This is a genomic window from Kitasatospora sp. NPDC005748 (genome assembly GCF_040630735.1).
GTDB lineage: Bacteria > Actinomycetota > Actinomycetes > Streptomycetales > Streptomycetaceae > Kitasatospora.
This window is the reverse complement of record NZ_JBEXYD010000005.1, coordinates 156794-172946: the sequence shown is the minus strand read 5'-3', so window position 1 is coordinate 172946 and position 16153 is coordinate 156794. Positions and strand designations below refer to the sequence as shown.

Below are 16153 nucleotides of genomic sequence, written 5' to 3'. Positions count from 1 at the left end.
CCGGAGGCAGCCCACCGTAGGCGCCGCCCGCGGCCGCGGTCCGGGCTCTGGGTAAAGCCCCGGGCCGGGGCCGCGGCCAGGTCGCGGCCCCGGCCGGGGGGCGACACGCAAGGCGCACCATTCGGGTGACATTCCCCGGCGGTGCCCGCCCCGAGTCCCTAGTGTGCAGAGCAAGTTAGCCTACGAAGGGGTTACGCCATGTACCGTACCGTCCGCACCGTCGCCGTCCTCCTGGCCGCCATCGGCGCCGCCGCCGCCGTCCCGACCCAGGCGTTCGCCGACGGCCCCGAGGTGACCACCACGACCATCACGGTCATCGGCACCGGCAACCAGCTCGCCGGGGCCGACATCTTCAACACCGGTGGCGACAACGTGGTCGGCTCGTTCAACGGCAACGAGATCTCCTGACCCTCCGAGAACCGCCCGGCACCGGGCCGTACCGGTACTGCCCGGACCGCCACCACCGCCCGCGCCCCCCGCGCGGGCGGTGGTGTGCCGTCGGCCCGCTTCGCGGTCGCCATGGCGGCGCCGGCGGATCCACCGACGATCAGCGGGGCGGCGCGCTGTCGTACTCCTCGCGGGCCTGCGCGACGCGGTCCAGATTGGCGGCGGACCAGTCGGCGAGGGTGGCGAAGAGCGGGGCGAGACTGTCACCGAGTTCGGTGATCTCGTACTCGACGCGGGGCGGCACTTCGGCGTGGTACGTCCGCCGGACCAGCCCGTCGCGTTCCAGCTGGCGCAGCCGCTGGGTGAGCACCTTGGGGCTGATGTCCGCCACCCGCCGCTGCAGTTCGACGTAGCGCTGGCGGCCGTGCGCATGGAGCGTCCACAGCACCGGGGTGGTCCAGCGGCTGAACACGAGGTCGACCACCGGGCCGATCGGGCACGCCCGCACCGGATCGGTCGTTCCGTCCGCCGCCCAGGCCATCTCGCTCATGCCGCCCCCTCCGAGCCGGGTCACTTTCCTCTAGGTACCTACTGTACGCAGGCTGTTAGCGTCGTCCTGTCGCCACCGGGGGATCCCCTCAGGTGGCCGTAACTCCCCTGTAAACAGGGGGAATTGACGACTACCAAGTGCGAAGGACGGGGACGGACATGATCGTGGTGACGGGTGCGACGGGCAAGGTCGGACGACCGCTGGTGCAGGCGCTGGCGGCGGCGGGCGAGCAGGTGACGGCGGTGTCCCGGCGGCCGGCGGACGCCACCCTGCCGGACGGCGTGCGGCACCACCGCGCCGACCTCGCGGACGCGGAGAGCCTGCGGACCGCCCTGGACGGCGCGGAGGCGCTGTTCCTCCTCCTCTCCGGCGAGCTGCTGACGGGCGGTGAGAGCCCGGCCGCGCTGGTCGACGTGGCCAGGTCCGCGGGTGTGCGGCACGTGGTGCTGCTCTCCTCCCAGATCCTGGGTACCCGGCCGGTGCCGCCCTCGCACGCCCGACTGGGGGCCTTCGAGCAGGCCGTCCGGGAGTCCGGGCTCGACTGGACGATCCTGCGGCCGAGCGGCTTCCACTCCAACGCCTTCGCCTGGGCGGAGCCGGTCCGCACCGGCGGGACGGTGCCGGCACCGTTCGGCGATGTGGCCCTGCCGACCGTGGACCCGGCGGACCTCGCCGCCGTGGCGGCCGTCGTGCTGCGCGGCGACGGGCAGCACCACGGCCGGACGTACGTGCTGACCGGGCCCGCGCCGGTCTCCCCGCGCGAGCAGGCCGCCGCCCTCGGGGAGGCGACCGGCGCGCCGCTCGCCTTCGTCGAGCTGAGCCGCGAGGCCGCCCGGGCGCACCTCCTGGCCTTCATGCCGGAGCACGTGGCCGACGGCACGCTCGACATCCTCGGCGCGCCGACCGACGCCGAACGGCAGGTCAGCCCGGACGTGGAACGCCTGCTCGGCCGCCCCGCCGGCACCTTCGCCGACTGGGCCCGGCGCAACGCCGCCGCCTTCCACCGGACGAGCCCCGCCGAGTGACCGGCCGTCGGGGGCGGCCAGCAGCCGGGCGGCCGGCCGTCGCTACCGCCGGTAGAGCTCCCGGGCCCGGGCGAGGTCGACGGGGCCGCCCTCGGGCAGGTGCAGGAAGTGCTCCAGCTGCCACGCCTGCGCGCTGCCGGCCTGCCGGTTGGTGGGGGTCACCCAGGGCGGGTAGACGCGGAAGGCCCGCTTCCCGCCGGAACCGCCCACCGCGACGACACCGTGCCGGCGGAGGGCGTCCATGGGCAGGACGAACTGGCCGGCGTGGCGACCGTCGCGGGTGCCGATGACGAAGAGGTCGACGGGGTCGGTGGCGTCGAAGGGCTGGATCGGCCCGCCCGGGGACCTCTTCCAGACCGTGACGAACTGGCCGGCCTTGGTGGGGGTCGTCCTGGCCGCGCGGAAGCGGACCGGGCGGCCGTCCAGGGTGAAGGCGTGGGCGGCGTAGTCGGCGCTCTCGGCCTCGGGGACCGGCCGGGTGCAGGTGAACCCGCAGGGGTCGTAGACGAGCGCCTTCGCCGCACGGAGATCGCCGTGGAGATCGCCGGGGACCTGGTCGGTGTCCGACCACGGTTCGAGGCGGCCCGCGCGGGGACCGGCCGGGTGCTCGTCGTTCGTCGCCATGGCTTCACCCTGTCACAGCCGCCCGGCCCGCCCGGACCGGGCAGGCGACCGCTCAGGTCTCGCGCCGGGGGTGGTACTCCGCCTCGGGTATGCCGAAGGTCCAGGCGACCCCGGCCCGGGCCGTGCGGGTGCTCGGCGGGACCCGCAGCCAGTAGGTGCGGAAGGTGCCGTCCGGCTCGGCGGTGGAGTTGACCACCTCGACCATCACCACCGCCTCGTCGTCCGGGAGTTGGATCCGCCAGAGCACACCGGTCTCGTCGCGGTGCAGCGGCTCGGCGCCGGAGTCCGCCAGGTACCGCTCGTAGCCGTAGTGCTCCAGCAGGACGCGGCGCAGCTCGGCGTTCTCCTCCGTCCGGATCCGCTCGACCGTGACGCCGCCGAGGCCGGACAGGAAGTCGGCCGGGACGGGCATGCCGCGCCAGGCGTGCAGGGCGAAGCCGTCGGCGAAGCCCAGGGCCGGGCCGTCGGCCCGGTCGAGCCGACCCGCCTCGTCGCGGTGCAGCGCGACCGGCCGCTCGCTGACCAGGGCCACGCCCTCGTACGGCCACCACCAGCCGGCCTCGCCCGCGACCTCGGCCAGCGCGTCGATCCCGGCCGGCGCGTCGATCCCGGCCCGCTCCGCCGGTGCACCGGCGAGCACGCCGGCCGCCTCGAAGGCGGCGAACCACGGCGCGTCGTGCTGGCCCCGGACGGCGTCCAGCAGCGCCAGCCGGACGGCGGTGCGACGGGCGCGGGCCACGTCGGCCTCAGGCTGGTCGACCTCGTCGAGGTCGGGCTCGGGGGCGAGCCGGTCGAGCACCGCGTCGCGGATCCGCCCGGCCAGCGCGTTGGTCACCGGGCCGATCTCCCCACCGGTCAGGGACCAGAGCGGCGCCCACCCGGCCGGCCCGACCCGCTCCACGGCCCGCCGCCTGGCGGCCTCCCACGGCAGCGTCCGCACGGCCTCGCGGACGCTCACCGCGCCGGCGGCCCGCAGCTCCAGGGCCGCCTGCGCCGCCGCCGGCGGCGAGCCGAACCAGCGGACCTCGGCCGGCTCGGCCAGCCCGGCCGCCCGGTAGGCGGCCCGCACCGCGCGCTCGACCGCGACCCGGTCGGCCGCCCCGGTGGCCGCCGCGCACGCCCGCCAGCGGGCCGTCACCCCGGCCGGCCCGACCGTCTGCTCCGTCACCATCACCTGCTCCTGTCCCGGCCGGGCCCGTGCCCGGCCGACCCACTCGTTCCGTCCACCGCCACCACCCCGGGAGCCGCCGGCCCCCGGCCCGCCTCGCCGCCCGCGGGCCCCGCCCGCCCGGACCTCGTCAGTCCGCGACGACGCGCACCGCGCCCGGCACGTACTCGCGCTGGCGCACCACCCGGTACCAGCCCTTGGGCAGCGGTATCGCGGCGTGCTCCTCGTGCACCACCCGACCGCCCTCGGGCAGGTGCAGCCAGGCGGCGCCGAACGGCCCGGCCTCCCGGCGCAGCTCCCCCGGGCCGACCACAGCGTGCGCGTGGCCGGTGACCTCGCCGAGCGCCAGCACCAGCCGGCCCCGCGCGTCCCGGGGCTGCGCGGCCAGCGCCGCCACCCGCGGGGGCACCGCGGCCTCCGCCGTCGGCACGATCAGCACGTCACCCTGGCGATACATCAGTCCTCCCTGACCGACCCGACGGGCGTCGGAATCTCACGGTCCGAAACGTAGAACAGGGGTCCGACAAACGCGCCCGGGTCCGCCCCGGCGACCGGTTTGTCGGACCCGGCTGGTAGACAGTTGTTCGGCCCGCATCCCGGAGGAGCAGCGCATGACGGTCGGCAAGCACATCGAAGAGTTCCACGGCCTCCCGGTCCTCGACTTCGTCCAGGCGGTCGAGGACGGCACCGCCCTGCCCGAGGCGGCGGCGGTCGCCTGGAAGGTCGGCATCGAGTTCGACTCGCCCACGTCGTTCGTCGAGCGCTGGCAGCAGTTCCTCGACGCGGTCGACACCGAGCGGGTCACCGCCGTGGTGGTCGGCGAGTGGTCCTCCGACGGGCCGGAGAGCTTCACCGGGCCGCTGGCCGCGATCCTCGCCGCCGCCGACCGGCTGCCGGCCCTGCGCGCCCTGTTCATCGGCGACATCACGTACGAGGAGAACGAGATCTCCTGGATCAACATGGTCGACGTGACGCCGGTGCTGACGACGTACCCGCTGCTCGCCGAGCTGGTGGTGCGCGGCGCCGCGGGCTCCATGGTCGAGGACGACGGGATCGCCCTCCAGGCGCTGCGTCACGAGCACCTGAAGGCCCTGCGGTTCGAGTCGGGCGGTCTGCCCGCCGCGGTGCTGCGGGCGGTCGCGTCCAGCGACTTCCCCGCGCTGGAGCGGCTGGAGTTCTGGCTCGGGGTCGAGAACTACGGCGGCGACTCCTCCCTCGACGACCTGGCGCCCTTCCTCGACGGCGCCCGGTTCCCGGCGCTGCGCCACCTCGGCCTGCAGAACAGCGAGATCCAGGACGAGATCGCCGCCGCCGTCGCGCACGCCCCGGTCGTCGCCCGGCTCGACTCGCTCAACCTCTCGATGGGCGTCCTGACCGACCAGGGCGCCACCGCCCTGCTGGAGGGCCAGCCGCTCACCCATCTGCGGGCCCTCGACCTGCACCACCACTACCTCACCGACGCGCTCCAGGAACGGCTCCGGGAGGCCCTGCCCGGGGTGGCCCTCGACCTCTCCGAGGCCGGGAGCCCGGACGACCGGTGGCGCTACGTCGCGGTCGCCGAATAGCCGGGCACCGCCCCGCCACACCTTCACCGCTCACCGCTCGCCGCTCGCCGCCCACCACTCACCACCTGCCGCTCACCGGCAGCGCACGCAGCACAGGGGACCGTATGCACGCCTACCAGCACCAGCGGGAGTTCCACGGGCTCCCCGTGGTGGAGTTCTCCGGCGAGGCCGGTGCCACGGGCGACCGGCCGGCGCCGGGCGCCGCCGCGTGGCGGCTCGCCGTGCCCTACGGCGCGGACACCGGCTTCGACGCGCTCTGGAACACCTTCCTCGACACGGTGGACCCGGACGAGGTCCGGGCGCTGCTGATCGGCCCCTGGTGGACGGACGGCTACGGGCCGGTGACCGACGCCCTGGCCCGGCTCGTCGGTGACGCCGCGCGGCTCCCCGCCCTCGAAGCGCTCTTCGTCGCCGACGTGACGTCCGAGGAGTGCGAGATCTCCTGGCTGGAGATGTCCGACGTCACCGTGGTGGCGGCGGCCTTCCCCCGGCTCACCGAGCTGGTGGTGCGCGGTGGCGGCGGGCTGGCGCTCGCGCCGTTCCGGCACGACCGGCTGAAGGCCCTGCGGTTCGAGGCCGGCGGGCTGCCCGGCACGGTGGTGCGGGCCGTGGCCGGCTCCGAACTGCCCGCCCTGGAGCGGCTGGAGCTCTGGCTCGGGGTGGACGAGTACGGCGGCGACTCGACCGTGGACGACCTGGCGCCCCTCCTCGACGGCGCCCGGCTCCCGGCCCTGCGCCACCTCGCCCTGGCCAACAGCGAGTACCAGGACGAGATCGCCGCCGCCGTCGCGCACGCGCCGGTCGTGGCGCAGCTGGAGGTGCTCGACCTCTCGATGGGCGTGCTGTCCGACGAGGGCGCCGCCGCCCTGCTGGAGGGCCAGCCGCTGACCCATCTTCGGCTGCTCGACCTGCACCACCACTACCTCTCCGAGGAGCTCCGGCAGCGGCTGCGCGAAGCCCTGCCGGGGGTGGAGCTCGACCTCGACGAGGCCGAGGCGGAGTACGAGGACGACCCCGAGGACCGCTACGTCGCGGTCGCCGAGTAGCCCGGCGCGGTCCGGATGAGCACCCCCCAGACGGCCTCCCCGCAGCCGGCCTCCCGCTTGGCGGCCACCCCGCAGGCGCCCATGCCTCAGGCGACCACCCCGCAGGCGCCCAGGCCTCAGGCGCTCCGGCCGGCCGCGCCCCCGGCCGGTGCCGGGGAGGACGCGCCGCTGGCCGTCCTCGGCAATCCCGGGCACCGGCGGGTGGCGCTGTTCGCCGCCGCCGCCCGCGCGGCCGGCCTGCCCGAGCCGGTCGTGCTGCCCTGGATCGACGTCCTGCGCGGCCGGTTCGTCGTGCCCGCGGGGAGCCTGCTGCGGATCGAGTCGCCCGGCGAGGACCCGGCCGTGGACGAGCTGCTGCGCGGCCCGGCCCTCGGCCCCTCGTACGCGCCGACCAGGGTGGAGGGCGGCGCGGCCTGGTACACGGGGGTGGTGGACGCCCTGCGCGCGGTGGCCCGGGTGCCGGGGGTGCGGCTGCTCGGCGATCCTGAGGAGATCGCCGTGATGTTCGACAAACGGCGGGCGCACGCACTGCTGGCGGGCGCCGGGGTGCCGGTGCCGCGCGCGCTCGACGGCGCCGGGATCACCGGCTGGGCGGACCTCCGGGAGCGGCTGCGGGCCGCCGGGCTGCGGCGGGTCTTCGTCAAACCCGCGCACGGCTCCTCCGCGTCCGGCGTGGTGGCGCTGGAGTTCGGCCCGCGCGGGCAGGTGCTCGCCACCACCTCGGTCGAGCTGGCCGGCGGGCAGCTGCACAATTCGCTGCGGGTCCGCCGCTACCGGGACGAGCGGGAGGCGGCCGAGCTGGTCGACCGCCTGGCACCGGACGGGCTGCACGTCGAGCAGTGGATCCCGAAGGCCGCCCAGGCGGGCCGCTCGGCCGACCTCAGGGTGGTGGTGATCGCCGGGCGGGCCACCCACGTGGTGGTGCGCACCAGCGCACAGCCGATGACCAACCTCCACCTCGGCGGCGCCCGCGGCAGCCTCGCCGTGGCGCAGCAGGCCGCCGGCCGCGCCTGGCCGGGCCTGCTGGAGACGGCCGAGCGGGCGGCGGCCTGCTTCCCCGGTTCACCGATGGTCGGCGTCGACGTCCTGCCCACCGCCGGGTGGCGCCGGGCCGTGGTCGGCGAGGTGAACGCCTTCGGCGACCTCCTGCCGAACCTGACCGGCCTGCCCGGCGGCCCGGCCGAGGGCCTGGACACCTACGCCGCCCAGATCTCCGCGCTACGACACCCGGGCCACCGGCCCGGGCCCAGGAACGACGCACCGACGACGGAACCGATGGAACCCACGCGATGAACCACCAGCACGACCACCGGGCGCCCGCGCCGGCCGCGCCGCCGACACCGCCGACACCGCCGACGGCCGCCGCCGCGCCCGACATGAACGCCGTCGTGGGCACCCACGACCTGCTCCTCGTCACCCTGGACACCCTGCGGTTCGACGTCGCCGAGGAGCTGGCCGCGGCCGGCCGGATCCCGCACCTCGCCGCCGTCCTCCCCGGTGGCCGCTGGGAGCGCCGACACTCCCCGGGCAGCTTCACCTACGCCGCGCACCAGGCGATCCTGGCCGGTTTCCTGCCCACCCCCGCCGCTCCGGGCGGTCCGCACCCGCGGCTGTTCGCCGCCCGCTTCGCCGGGTCGGAGAGCACCGCTCCGCGCACCTGGGTGTTCGACGCGCCCGACCTGCCGGGCGCGCTCGCCGGGCACGGGTACCGGACGGTCTGCATCGGCGGCGTCGGCTTCTTCAACAAGCAGGGCCCGCTCGGCTCGGTGCTGCCCGGGCTGTTCCAGGAGAGCCACTGGTCGCCGGAGATGGGCGTCCCCTCCCCCACCTCCTTCGAGGCGCAGGTCGCCAGGGCCGAGCAGGTCGCCGCCGAACAGCCGGCCGGGCAGCCGCTGTTCCTGTTCCTCAACGTCTCGGCGCTGCACCAGCCCAACTGGTTCCACCTGCCGGGCGGTACCCGCGAGGACGGGGACTCCCGGGAGAGCCACGCCGCCGCCCTGGAGTACGTGGACGCCCACATCGGCCGGCTCTTCGCGGCGATGAGCGCCCGCCGGCCGTGCTTCGCGATCGTCTGCTCCGACCACGGCACGGCGTACGGCGAGGACGGATACACCGGCCACCGGATCGGCCACGAGGTGGTCTGGACGGTGCCGTACGCGCACTTCACCCTCCCGGCCCGCCCGGCACCCGCCCCGACCGCAGCCACCCGCCCGACAGCCACTGCCACCGCCACCGCCACCGCCACCGCCACCGCCACCGCCGAGGAGACCGCATGACCACGGCCGCGGCCCCCACGACCGATTCGCCCTACCGGTCGTACGTCTACGCCTACCCGCACAAGACCGCCTACCGGCGGCTGCCGGAGCGTCCCGCGCTGCGCGAGCTGTGGGCCGGCGAGCCGCAGCACGCGCTCTCGCTCTACCTGCACATCCCGTTCTGCGAGGTCCGCTGCGGCTTCTGCAACCTGTTCACCCGGATCGGCAGCCCCGAAGGGCTGACCACCGCCTACCTGGACGCGCTCGACCGCCAGGCCGCCACCGTCCGCGAGGCCCTGGACGACGGCGCCCGGTTCGCGCTGGCGGCGTTCGGCGGCGGCACACCCACCTACCTCACCGCCGGCGAGCTGGAGCGGCTCTGCGACATCGCCGAGCGGCGGACGGGCGTCGACCTGCGGGCGGTCCCGCTCTCCGTCGAGGCCTCCCCCGCCACCGCCACGGCCGACCGCCTGGAGGTGCTGGCCGCCCGCGGCGCCACCCGGCTGAGCCTGGGCGTGCAGTCGTTCCTCGACGAGGAGGCCCGCTCCGCCGTCCGCCCGCAGAAGCGCGCGGAGGTCGAGGCCGCCCTGGGGCGGATCCGCGCCGCCGGGTTCCCCGTCCTCAACATCGACCTCATCTACGGCATCGACGGCCAGACCGAGACCGGCTGGCTGCGCTCGCTGGACGCCGCGCTGGCCTGGGAGCCCGAGGAGCTGTACCTCTACCCGCTGTACGTCCGGCCGCTGACCGGCCTGGCCCGGCGCGGCGAGCAGGAGAGCCCGGCCGCCTGGGACGCCCGCCGGCTCGCGCTCTACCGGGCCGGCCGGGACCACCTGCTCGCCCGGGGCTATCAGCAGGTGTCGATGCGGATGTTCCGCCGCGCCGCCTCCCCGCAGGCCGGGAGCGGCGAGTACGCCTGCCAGACCGACGGCATGGTCGGCCTCGGCTGCGGGGCCCGCTCCTACACCTCGCGGCTGCACTACTCCTTCGACTACGCGGTGAACGCCACCGAGGTGCGCGGCATCATCGACGACTACGTGGCCACCACCGACTTCCGGCACGCCGAGGTCGGCCGGTACATGACGCCGGAGGAGGCCCGCCGGCGTCACCTCGTCCAGTCGCTTCTCCAGGCCGAGGGCATGCCGCTGGCGGACTACCGCGCCCGGTTCGGCAGCACGCCCCTCGAGGACTTCCCGGCCGAGCTGGCCGCGTTCGAGGCCCGGGGCTGGCTGGCGCGGGACGAGCTGCGCCTGATGCTCTCGCCGGAGGGGCTGGCGCACTCGGACGCGGCCGGTCCGATGCTGTTCTCGCCCGAGGTCCACCGGCTGATGGCCGAGTACGAGGCGAAATGACCTTCCTCGGCATGCCCGCGCCCCGGCCGGCCACCGGCGACGCCCGGTCCGGCCCCGACCTCGTACCGGCGGCGGCCTCCCGGCCCGCGCCGGACGACGGCGGGGTCGACCTCACCCTGCTCTACCGGGGCCCGCTGTCCTCCTGCGACTACGACTGCCCGTACTGCCCGTTCGCCAAGCGGCGTGACACGCCGGAGCAGTTGCGGGCCGACCGGGCGGCGCTGGAGCGGTTCACCGGCTGGGCCGCCGGACGGGCCGGTACCGGCGACACGCTGTCCGTGCTCTTCACGCCCTGGGGCGAGGGCCTGGTGCGGTCCTGGTACCGGCGGGCGCTGGTCGAGTTGAGCCGGCTGCCGCACGTGCGCCGGGTGGCGATCCAGACCAACCTCAGCTGCCGAACCGGCTGGCTCGCCGAGGCCGACCCCGACACGCTGGCCCTCTGGGTGACGTACCACCCCGGACAGGTCGACCACCGGCGGTTCCTCGCCAAGTGCCGCGAGCTCGACGCGCTCGGTGTGCGGTACAGCGTCGGCGTGGTCGGCCAACCCGGGCACCTCGGGGAGGCCCGCCGGCTCCGCGCCGCGCTGGACCCGGCGGTCTACCTCTGGATCAACGCCGCCGAGGGGCTCACCTACAGCGACGCCGAGGCCGCCGACTGGACGGCGCTCGACCCGTATTTCGGCTACAGCCGGCACCCCCACCCCAGCGCCGGTCGCCCCTGCCGCACCGGGGAGTCCGTGCTCTCGGTGGACGGCGACGGCACCGTCCGCCGCTGCCACTTCGTCCGGGGCGTTCTGGGCAACCTCTACGACGGCTCGTACCGGCGCCAACTGCGCTCCCGGCCCTGCCCGTTGCCGGTCTGCGACTGCCACATCGGCTATGTGCACCTGGAGACCCTGCCGCTCTACGACCTCTTCGCCGGAGGCGTCCTGGAACGGGTGCCGCACGCCTGGTGACGCGGCGCACCCGGCCGCTCACCGCCCGCGCGGTAGCGGCCCGCCACCCTCCGGGCACACCGGGCTTCCGGCGCCGCCGGCCCTGGGCAGATCGGCCCCGGCGTATCTAGCCTGGAGGGAGGAGGCGATGGCAATGCTTGGAGACGCACCGATGGTGGCCATCATCCCGGCGGCGGATCTCGCCCGGGCGAAGCGCTTCTACACCGACACCCTCGGCCTGAAGCTCACCGATGAGAACGAGCAGGACGTCAGCTTCGAGTGCGGCGGCACGGAGTTCGGCATGTACGAGACGCCGAGCGCCGGGCAGGCCGCGCACACGCTGGCCAGCTTCAAGGTCCCCGACCTCGACGGCGAGATGGCGACGCTGCGCGGCCGCGGGGTCACCTTCGAGGAGTACGACATGCCAGGTCTGAAGACCGTCGACGGCGTCGTGGAGGCCGAGGGCATGCGCGCGGCCTGGTTCAAGGACAGCGAAGGGAACATCATCTGCCTGAACGAGCGGACCGCGTGAGCGCACGGGCCGCCGGGTAGCACCCGCCCCCCGGCCCGCACCGTCGGCTCGTACCACCGTGCCGGGCACTACCGCCACGGTGGCGCGGGTGTCGGCATGCCGCAGCCGCCTCGCCGGTGGACCGGCTCCGGCGAGGCGGCCGGGCCCGTGCCATGGCGCCGGTACCGCCGACTGCCGGCACCGGGGCCACGAGGTCCGGCGTACCCGCCCGGGCGGACCCGGGCGGACCCGGCGCGCCGCCCCGGGCGCACGGGGGACCGCACCGGTGCTACCTACCGGCCGCCCATTCCTGCGCCAGGCGCTGCTTCCACCCCTTCGGGGCCGGCCAGGCCACTCCCCAGGCGGCGAGCTGGGCCCGGGTCCAGCCGCCTGCCGCCGTTCGGGCCGCCTCGACCTCCGCCGGGGAGGGCACGACCCTCGGCTGTGGGGACACCTCCGGAAAGAGGGGGATCGGCTCCGTCCCCGGCGACGGCGGCGAAGGCGCGGGGGCGTCCGGGGCGGGGGCGTCCGGGGCGGGGGCGGACACCGGAGTGAAATCCGATGCCGGAGCCGGATCCGACAGCGGGGCGGGAACGCTCGCCGGTGCGCCGCCCCGCAGCCGGTAGGGGTGGGTGCGCCAGACCCAGCCGCGCCGGAGCACCAGCGCGGCGAGGTCCAGCGACTTCAGTGGCAGGGCCCCTGCGGCAGCCCTGACCTGATGCCAGGTCAGTTCGCCGCCCCTCGCCAGCGCTTCGTCCAGCGCGGCCTCCAACCGGCCGTCGACCGGGCGGTCCTCCAGGAGTCTGCGGGTCCTCCAGCCGTCGGTGGCCACCAGACCCCACCCGCGGGCCCGGCAGAGTGCCTCCACCGCACGGTACTTGGCGACGTTGACGGCGGTCGCCATCTCGTAGACCGGTTTGACCTCGATCAGGACGCAGCGCCCGTCGGTGGTGGCCACGAGGAGGTCCGGGTAGTAGGTGCGCCGGCGACCGTCGAAATCGTAGCCGATGGCCAGGGGCTGTTCCTGGTAGTACGCGATCTGCGGGGCGAAGCTGAGCAGTTGGACGACCCGCCACTCGGTCTCCGACTCGTAGGCGACCTCGCGGCCCAGCTTGGGGCAGTGCCAGGACCCGGAGCGCCCGTCCTCCCCGGCCGTGTCCCGCAGGGCCGCCAGCTCCCCGCGCGGCGGGGCGGGCTGGGGCGCCCCGAACCAGCTGACTTCGGCCTCCAGTGCGGCCCAGCGTCGGGCGGCGCGTTCGATCCGCCCCTGCCGTGACAGTTCGCGACGCGCGGCGTCGTGGCGAAGGGCGCGCACGGTCACGGCCTCGGCTGCCAGGTTCTCCGCGCGCAGCTTCCGAGCGCCGGCCAGTTGGGCGATCACCAGCGCGGCCTGCCGCACCGGGACCGCCGGCAGCAGCACCTCCGCGAGGTCGAGCAGTCGGGCCGACGCCGGGGGGTCCGCCACCGCTGCACCGGCGGTCCGGGAGCCGTCGAGCGGATCCGGCCCGTCCCCGGCGGGCGAACCGTCGGGGCACGGTGGATCATCGACCCGGCTCAGCCCGGCGAGCAGGGTCCGCAGGCTCCGGGTCGCCGGCGCGGCGGTGCTCGCCATGCCGCGCACCGCCTTCACCTGGAGCTGGCGGACCCGCTCCCGCGAGATCCCGAACACCTCCCCCACCGCCGCCAACGACTCGGCCGGTCCGTCGTGCAGCCCGAGGCGGCGGCAGACGATCTCGCGGCTCCGCCCTGCGGGTATCTCCGCCGCCGCGGCGGCGGCCAGCTCGCGGAGCAGCAGCACCGTGTCGGGGTCGCGCTCGGCGATCGGCGCCCAGTCGGTCGTCAGCCTCGACGCCCCGGGGCAGAGGCACTCCAGGAGCCAGTCGTCCAGCAGCAGACGCGCCTCGCCCTCCCACAGCCGTCGGGCGGCCGCCTGCCGCAGCGGGGCGGCTACGACCGCCAGGTCCGCCACGACCGGACGCGCGACGAACTCCGCCCGGCGCTCGGCCCGCAGCCGGTGCCCGATCGTCCGCTCCCACTCGGCCCGCACGTCATCGAGCCGGGCCGACCACTGCGGCCCGGCGGCGGGCTCGCCGCGCGTGGGCCCGGCCGGGGCCGGCTCCCCGGGGGTGGCCGCCGGAGCGTGACCGGCGGCCCGTCGCCGGCGCAGCCCGCGTGGGGGACGGCGGCGCGCGTCGAACACGCTCCGCCACGGATAGTCCGGGTCGGCGGCCAGGCGCGCTCGGAGCCACTCCAGCTCGGCGCTGCCGACCAGCGCGACACCGGAGGCCGGTCCGCCGCCGGAAGCCGGACTGTCCTCGACCAGCTCGGCCTCGGGCACGAGGCGGGCCAGCCGGGCGCCGATGGCCCCGGTCGTCCGGCCGTGCCGCCCGGCCAGTTCGGACAGGTCGAAACCCTCCCGAACGCCGTCGACAAGCCGCCCGGTCTCCTCGTCGCTCCACGCGCGGCCCTGCCGCGACGCGGGTGCCGGACCCTCCACGTTCCCCCCCCGGGTTCGTTCACGAGGGATCCAGTATGCCCGCCGCCACCGACTGGACGCCGCCGCACCGGCGGGCCCGGCCGGTCAGCCTTCGGCGCCGTCGGCGTCAGCCTTCGGCGCCGTCGGCCAGGAGCGCGGAGTCGAGCGCGCCGGTCACCCGGTTGAGCAGGGCTCGCAGGTCGGCGAGGTCCTCGACCGGCAGGCCGGTGGCGGCGAGCAGCCTACGTGGCACCTGCCCGGCGCGGTCGCGCAGCTCGCGCCCGGCGTCGGTGAGGCTGACGGTGACGGAGCGCTCGTCCTCGGGGCTGCGCTCCCGGCGGACCAGGCCGGCCGCCTCCAGCCGCTTGAGCAGCGGCGAGAGGGTCCCGGAGTCCAGGCGCAGGTGCTCGCCGATCCGCTTCACGGGCAACTCGCGGTGCTCCCAGAGCACCAGCATGACCAGGTACTGGGGGTAGGTGAGCCCCAGGTCCTTGAGCAGGACGCGGTAGACGCCGCCGAACGCGCGCGAGGCGGCGTTCAGCGAGAAGCAGATCTGCTGGTCGAGCCGGAGCAGGTCCTCGTCGCGGAGCGGCTGCTCGCCGTGGAGCAGGTCCGCGACGGGCGCTCCGGAGCGGGCGGCATCGGCGGAAGCGGTATCGACGGAAGCGGCGTGGACGGGCAGGGCGTCGACGGACGGCGCGTCGGCGGCGGCGGTCTCGGGGGGTGTTGCCATGACTCAATGATAGCGGCCGTGCGCACCATTGAGTTGTGCGCAATTGAATTGCGTGCTCTACTTGTACCCGGAAGGCGGCCCCACCGGCCGCCGGGGACAGAAGCAGTACGGACGCAGGACGAAAGGGACCCGACCCATGGACGCGATCTACACCGCTGTGGCCACCGCGAACGGCCGAGAGGGCCGCGCCGTCAGCTCCGACGGACAGCTGGACCTCGCGCTGGCGATGCCGCCCGCCCTCGGCGGCAGCGGCCAGGGCACCAACCCCGAGCAGCTGTTCGCGGCCGGCTACGCGGCGTGCTTCGCCAGCGCGCTGAGCCTGGTCGGCCGACAGGCCCGCGTCGACACCAGCGAGGTCTCGGTCACGGCCGAGGTCTCGATCGGCAAGGACGGCGCCGGCTTCGGCCTCGCGGTCGTCCTGCGGGTCGAGCTGCCGGACGCGCTGGCCGGCGAGGGCGGCGAACTCCTGGTCAAGCAGGCGCACGAGGTCTGCCCCTACTCCCGCGCCACCCGGGGCAACATCCCGGTGGAGCTCGTCGTCGAGTAGCAGCACCCGCCCCCCGGCACGTCAGGGCCCCGCCGCGCCGTCGGCGGGGCCCGCGGCGTCATCCGCCGCCGGGCGGCTCCCCGGCGGCGGCCTCACCCGGTCCGCCGGCGTCCCGCAGGACGTCCAGGCGGTGCCGGTACTCCTCCGTGTCGATCTCGCCGCGCGCGAACCGCTCGGCGAGCAGCTGCTCGGCCGTCGGCGAGACCGCCCGGCGCGGCGGCCCGGCCGGCCCGGTCGCGGCCCACGGGCCCGGCGGCACCGGCCGCGCGCCCCGCGAGGTTCGCGACAGGTGGCGGACCAGCGCGACGGCCGCCAGGACGAGGACCGCCAGGACCAGTAGCAGCAGGAGGGCCAGCAGGCCGTAGCCCCAGCCGCCCAGGACGTGACCGTGGCCGTGCCCGTGGCGCGGCCCGTTCCAGTGCCCCATCACGGCCTCCTCCTCCGGCCCCGCAGGGCCCATCGAGGTGATCGGCGCCTCATCACCATCCTGCGCCCGCAGGTGCTCCGGCGGACCTGAGGATTGTCTGAGAAACGCTCGCGACGCGCCGATCGTGCCCGTCGGGGTAGCGTTGCGGCCCATGGACCACCACCCGCCGGCCGACGACCGCGAGCGGCTCGTCGCGGCCGGGGTGCTCCGCCGCTACGAGGACCGACGCCTGCATCCGGCCCTGCGCCACTCGCCGATCTTCTACGTCTCCAGCCGGCTCTGGGCGGAGCTCACCGCGCTCGCCATCGCCCCGGAAGCGGCCGCCGCCACGGCGCACGCGCTGCTGGCCACCATCGCCGACCAGGCCGTCGACGCCGCCCTCGCCCCCGGCAACGAAGGCGCCCCGCGCGACGACCTGTACGTGACGCACCCCGCCCACATCGGCCCGTACCGCCGGGTGGTCTGGTTCCAGCGCACCGGCCCGCGCGGCCTGATCACGGCGACGTTCCCGCCGGACCGGTGAACCGCGCTGCCCCCGGGCCGACGACTCCG

General features: G+C 75.8%; 18 protein-coding genes. 11 read left to right on the top strand and 7 right to left on the bottom strand.

All coding sequences use genetic code 11. The annotated features are described in order from the left end of the window. The first annotated feature begins 198 nt into the window (after positions 1-198). Positions 199-408, top strand: coding sequence for a hypothetical protein (locus ABZ495_RS06575; RefSeq protein ID WP_359804680.1), 210 nt, complete (start codon positions 199-201; stop codon positions 406-408). 139 nt (positions 409-547) lie between these two features. Here the strand turns inward: ABZ495_RS06575 and ABZ495_RS06570 are convergent, their stop codons facing one another. Further along, a complete protein-coding gene (locus ABZ495_RS06570) occupies positions 548-937 on the bottom strand; it encodes a helix-turn-helix domain-containing protein (RefSeq protein WP_329491386.1) in 390 nt (129 codons plus the stop codon). Between the two features lie 158 nt (positions 938-1095). On the opposite strand from ABZ495_RS06570, the gene ABZ495_RS06565 reads away from it, so the two are divergent. Continuing rightward, complete coding sequence (locus tag ABZ495_RS06565; protein WP_359834743.1) at positions 1096-1962, top strand: NAD(P)H-binding protein; 867 nt, start codon at positions 1096-1098, stop codon at positions 1960-1962. Between the two features lie 42 nt (positions 1963-2004). On the opposite strand, the gene ABZ495_RS06560 is transcribed toward ABZ495_RS06565, so the two are convergent. From ABZ495_RS06560 to ABZ495_RS06550, 3 genes are all read right to left on the bottom strand, one after another. Beyond that, positions 2005-2586: a MepB family protein gene (locus ABZ495_RS06560; RefSeq protein ID WP_359834740.1), complete on the bottom strand. Its 582-nt coding sequence runs from the start codon at positions 2584-2586 to the stop codon at positions 2005-2007. A 52-nt stretch (positions 2587-2638) separates the two neighbouring features. Beyond that, entirely contained in the window at positions 2639-3757 is a 1119-nt protein-coding gene (locus tag ABZ495_RS06555; RefSeq protein ID WP_359834737.1) for a DUF6745 domain-containing protein, read from the bottom strand. A gap of 127 nt (positions 3758-3884) precedes the next feature. Beyond that, positions 3885-4211, bottom strand: a complete 327-nt coding sequence (locus ABZ495_RS06550) for a hypothetical protein (protein ID WP_359834735.1) — start codon at positions 4209-4211, stop codon at positions 3885-3887. 154 nt (positions 4212-4365) lie between these two features. On the opposite strand from ABZ495_RS06550, the gene ABZ495_RS06545 reads away from it, so the two are divergent. From ABZ495_RS06545 to ABZ495_RS06515, 7 genes are all read left to right on the top strand, one after another. Next, positions 4366-5319, top strand: a complete 954-nt coding sequence (locus ABZ495_RS06545; protein WP_359804669.1) for an STM4015 family protein — start codon at positions 4366-4368, stop codon at positions 5317-5319. Positions 5320-5423: 104 nt separating this feature from the next. Next, on the top strand, positions 5424-6365 hold the full coding sequence (locus ABZ495_RS06540) for an STM4015 family protein (protein WP_359834733.1): 942 nt from the start codon (positions 5424-5426) through the stop codon (positions 6363-6365). A 15-nt stretch (positions 6366-6380) separates the two neighbouring features. Beyond that, entirely contained in the window at positions 6381-7658 is a 1278-nt protein-coding gene (locus ABZ495_RS06535; protein WP_359834731.1) for an STM4014 family protein, read from the top strand. A gap of 83 nt (positions 7659-7741) precedes the next feature. Further along, the gene (locus ABZ495_RS06530) at positions 7742-8641 is read left to right on the top strand and encodes an STM4013/SEN3800 family hydrolase (RefSeq protein ID WP_359834789.1); all 900 of its coding nucleotides are present in this window, start codon (positions 7742-7744) and stop codon (positions 8639-8641) included. Beyond that, a complete protein-coding gene (locus ABZ495_RS06525) occupies positions 8638-9972 on the top strand; it encodes an STM4012 family radical SAM protein (protein ID WP_359834729.1) in 1335 nt (444 codons plus the stop codon). Before ABZ495_RS06530 ends, ABZ495_RS06525 begins: the two co-directional genes overlap by 4 nt. Then, positions 9969-10928, top strand: a complete 960-nt coding sequence (locus tag ABZ495_RS06520) for an STM4011 family radical SAM protein (RefSeq protein ID WP_359834727.1) — start codon at positions 9969-9971, stop codon at positions 10926-10928. The genes ABZ495_RS06525 and ABZ495_RS06520 overlap by 4 nt, the downstream gene beginning before the upstream one ends. Before the next feature lie 127 nt (positions 10929-11055). After that, positions 11056-11439 (top strand): VOC family protein, encoded by a 384-nt coding sequence (locus tag ABZ495_RS06515; protein ID WP_329491376.1) that lies wholly within the window; start codon positions 11056-11058, stop codon positions 11437-11439. Between the two features lie 268 nt (positions 11440-11707). Here ABZ495_RS06515 and ABZ495_RS06510 read toward each other — a convergent pair whose 3' ends face one another. Both ABZ495_RS06510 and ABZ495_RS06505 read right to left on the bottom strand, forming a co-directional pair. Further along, positions 11708-13915, bottom strand: coding sequence for a TnsA endonuclease N-terminal domain-containing protein (locus tag ABZ495_RS06510; protein ID WP_359834725.1), 2208 nt, complete (start codon positions 13913-13915; stop codon positions 11708-11710). A 106-nt stretch (positions 13916-14021) separates the two neighbouring features. Further along, the gene (locus ABZ495_RS06505; protein WP_329492377.1) at positions 14022-14504 is read right to left on the bottom strand and encodes a MarR family transcriptional regulator; all 483 of its coding nucleotides are present in this window, start codon (positions 14502-14504) and stop codon (positions 14022-14024) included. Between the two features lie 259 nt (positions 14505-14763). On the opposite strand from ABZ495_RS06505, the gene ABZ495_RS06500 reads away from it, so the two are divergent. After that, positions 14764-15174 carry an organic hydroperoxide resistance protein gene (locus tag ABZ495_RS06500; RefSeq protein WP_359834723.1) on the top strand — a complete coding sequence of 137 codons (411 nt, stop codon included), beginning with the start codon at positions 14764-14766 and terminating at the stop codon, positions 15172-15174. Between the two features lie 58 nt (positions 15175-15232). Here the strand turns inward: ABZ495_RS06500 and ABZ495_RS06495 are convergent, their stop codons facing one another. Then, the gene (locus ABZ495_RS06495) at positions 15233-15601 is read right to left on the bottom strand and encodes an SHOCT domain-containing protein (RefSeq protein WP_359804657.1); all 369 of its coding nucleotides are present in this window, start codon (positions 15599-15601) and stop codon (positions 15233-15235) included. 151 nt (positions 15602-15752) lie between these two features. Here ABZ495_RS06495 and ABZ495_RS06490 point away from each other — a divergent pair, with 151 nt between their 5' ends. Then, positions 15753-16124, top strand: a complete 372-nt coding sequence (locus ABZ495_RS06490) for a hypothetical protein (protein ID WP_352290761.1) — start codon at positions 15753-15755, stop codon at positions 16122-16124. Positions 16125-16153: the final 29 nt, after the last annotated feature.

Coding starts and splice junctions, on each gene's coding strand:
- ABZ495_RS06575 (WP_359804680.1), top strand. CDS start 199: ATGTACCGTACCGTCCGCACCGTCGCCGTCCTCCTGGCCGCCATCGGC.
- ABZ495_RS06570 (WP_329491386.1), bottom strand. CDS start 937: ATGAGCGAGATGGCCTGGGCGGCGGACGGAACGACCGATCCGGTGCGG.
- ABZ495_RS06565 (WP_359834743.1), top strand. CDS start 1,096: ATGATCGTGGTGACGGGTGCGACGGGCAAGGTCGGACGACCGCTGGTG.
- ABZ495_RS06560 (WP_359834740.1), bottom strand. CDS start 2,586: ATGGCGACGAACGACGAGCACCCGGCCGGTCCCCGCGCGGGCCGCCTC.
- ABZ495_RS06555 (WP_359834737.1), bottom strand. CDS start 3,757: ATGGTGACGGAGCAGACGGTCGGGCCGGCCGGGGTGACGGCCCGCTGG.
- ABZ495_RS06550 (WP_359834735.1), bottom strand. CDS start 4,211: ATGTATCGCCAGGGTGACGTGCTGATCGTGCCGACGGCGGAGGCCGCG.
- ABZ495_RS06545 (WP_359804669.1), top strand. CDS start 4,366: ATGACGGTCGGCAAGCACATCGAAGAGTTCCACGGCCTCCCGGTCCTC.
- ABZ495_RS06540 (WP_359834733.1), top strand. CDS start 5,424: ATGCACGCCTACCAGCACCAGCGGGAGTTCCACGGGCTCCCCGTGGTG.
- ABZ495_RS06535 (WP_359834731.1), top strand. CDS start 6,381: ATGAGCACCCCCCAGACGGCCTCCCCGCAGCCGGCCTCCCGCTTGGCG.
- ABZ495_RS06530 (WP_359834789.1), top strand. CDS start 7,742: ATGAACGCCGTCGTGGGCACCCACGACCTGCTCCTCGTCACCCTGGAC.
- ABZ495_RS06525 (WP_359834729.1), top strand. CDS start 8,638: ATGACCACGGCCGCGGCCCCCACGACCGATTCGCCCTACCGGTCGTAC.
- ABZ495_RS06520 (WP_359834727.1), top strand. CDS start 9,969: ATGACCTTCCTCGGCATGCCCGCGCCCCGGCCGGCCACCGGCGACGCC.
- ABZ495_RS06515 (WP_329491376.1), top strand. CDS start 11,056: ATGGCAATGCTTGGAGACGCACCGATGGTGGCCATCATCCCGGCGGCG.
- ABZ495_RS06500 (WP_359834723.1), top strand. CDS start 14,764: ATGGACGCGATCTACACCGCTGTGGCCACCGCGAACGGCCGAGAGGGC.
- ABZ495_RS06495 (WP_359804657.1), bottom strand. CDS start 15,601: ATGGGGCACTGGAACGGGCCGCGCCACGGGCACGGCCACGGTCACGTC.
- ABZ495_RS06490 (WP_352290761.1), top strand. CDS start 15,753: ATGGACCACCACCCGCCGGCCGACGACCGCGAGCGGCTCGTCGCGGCC.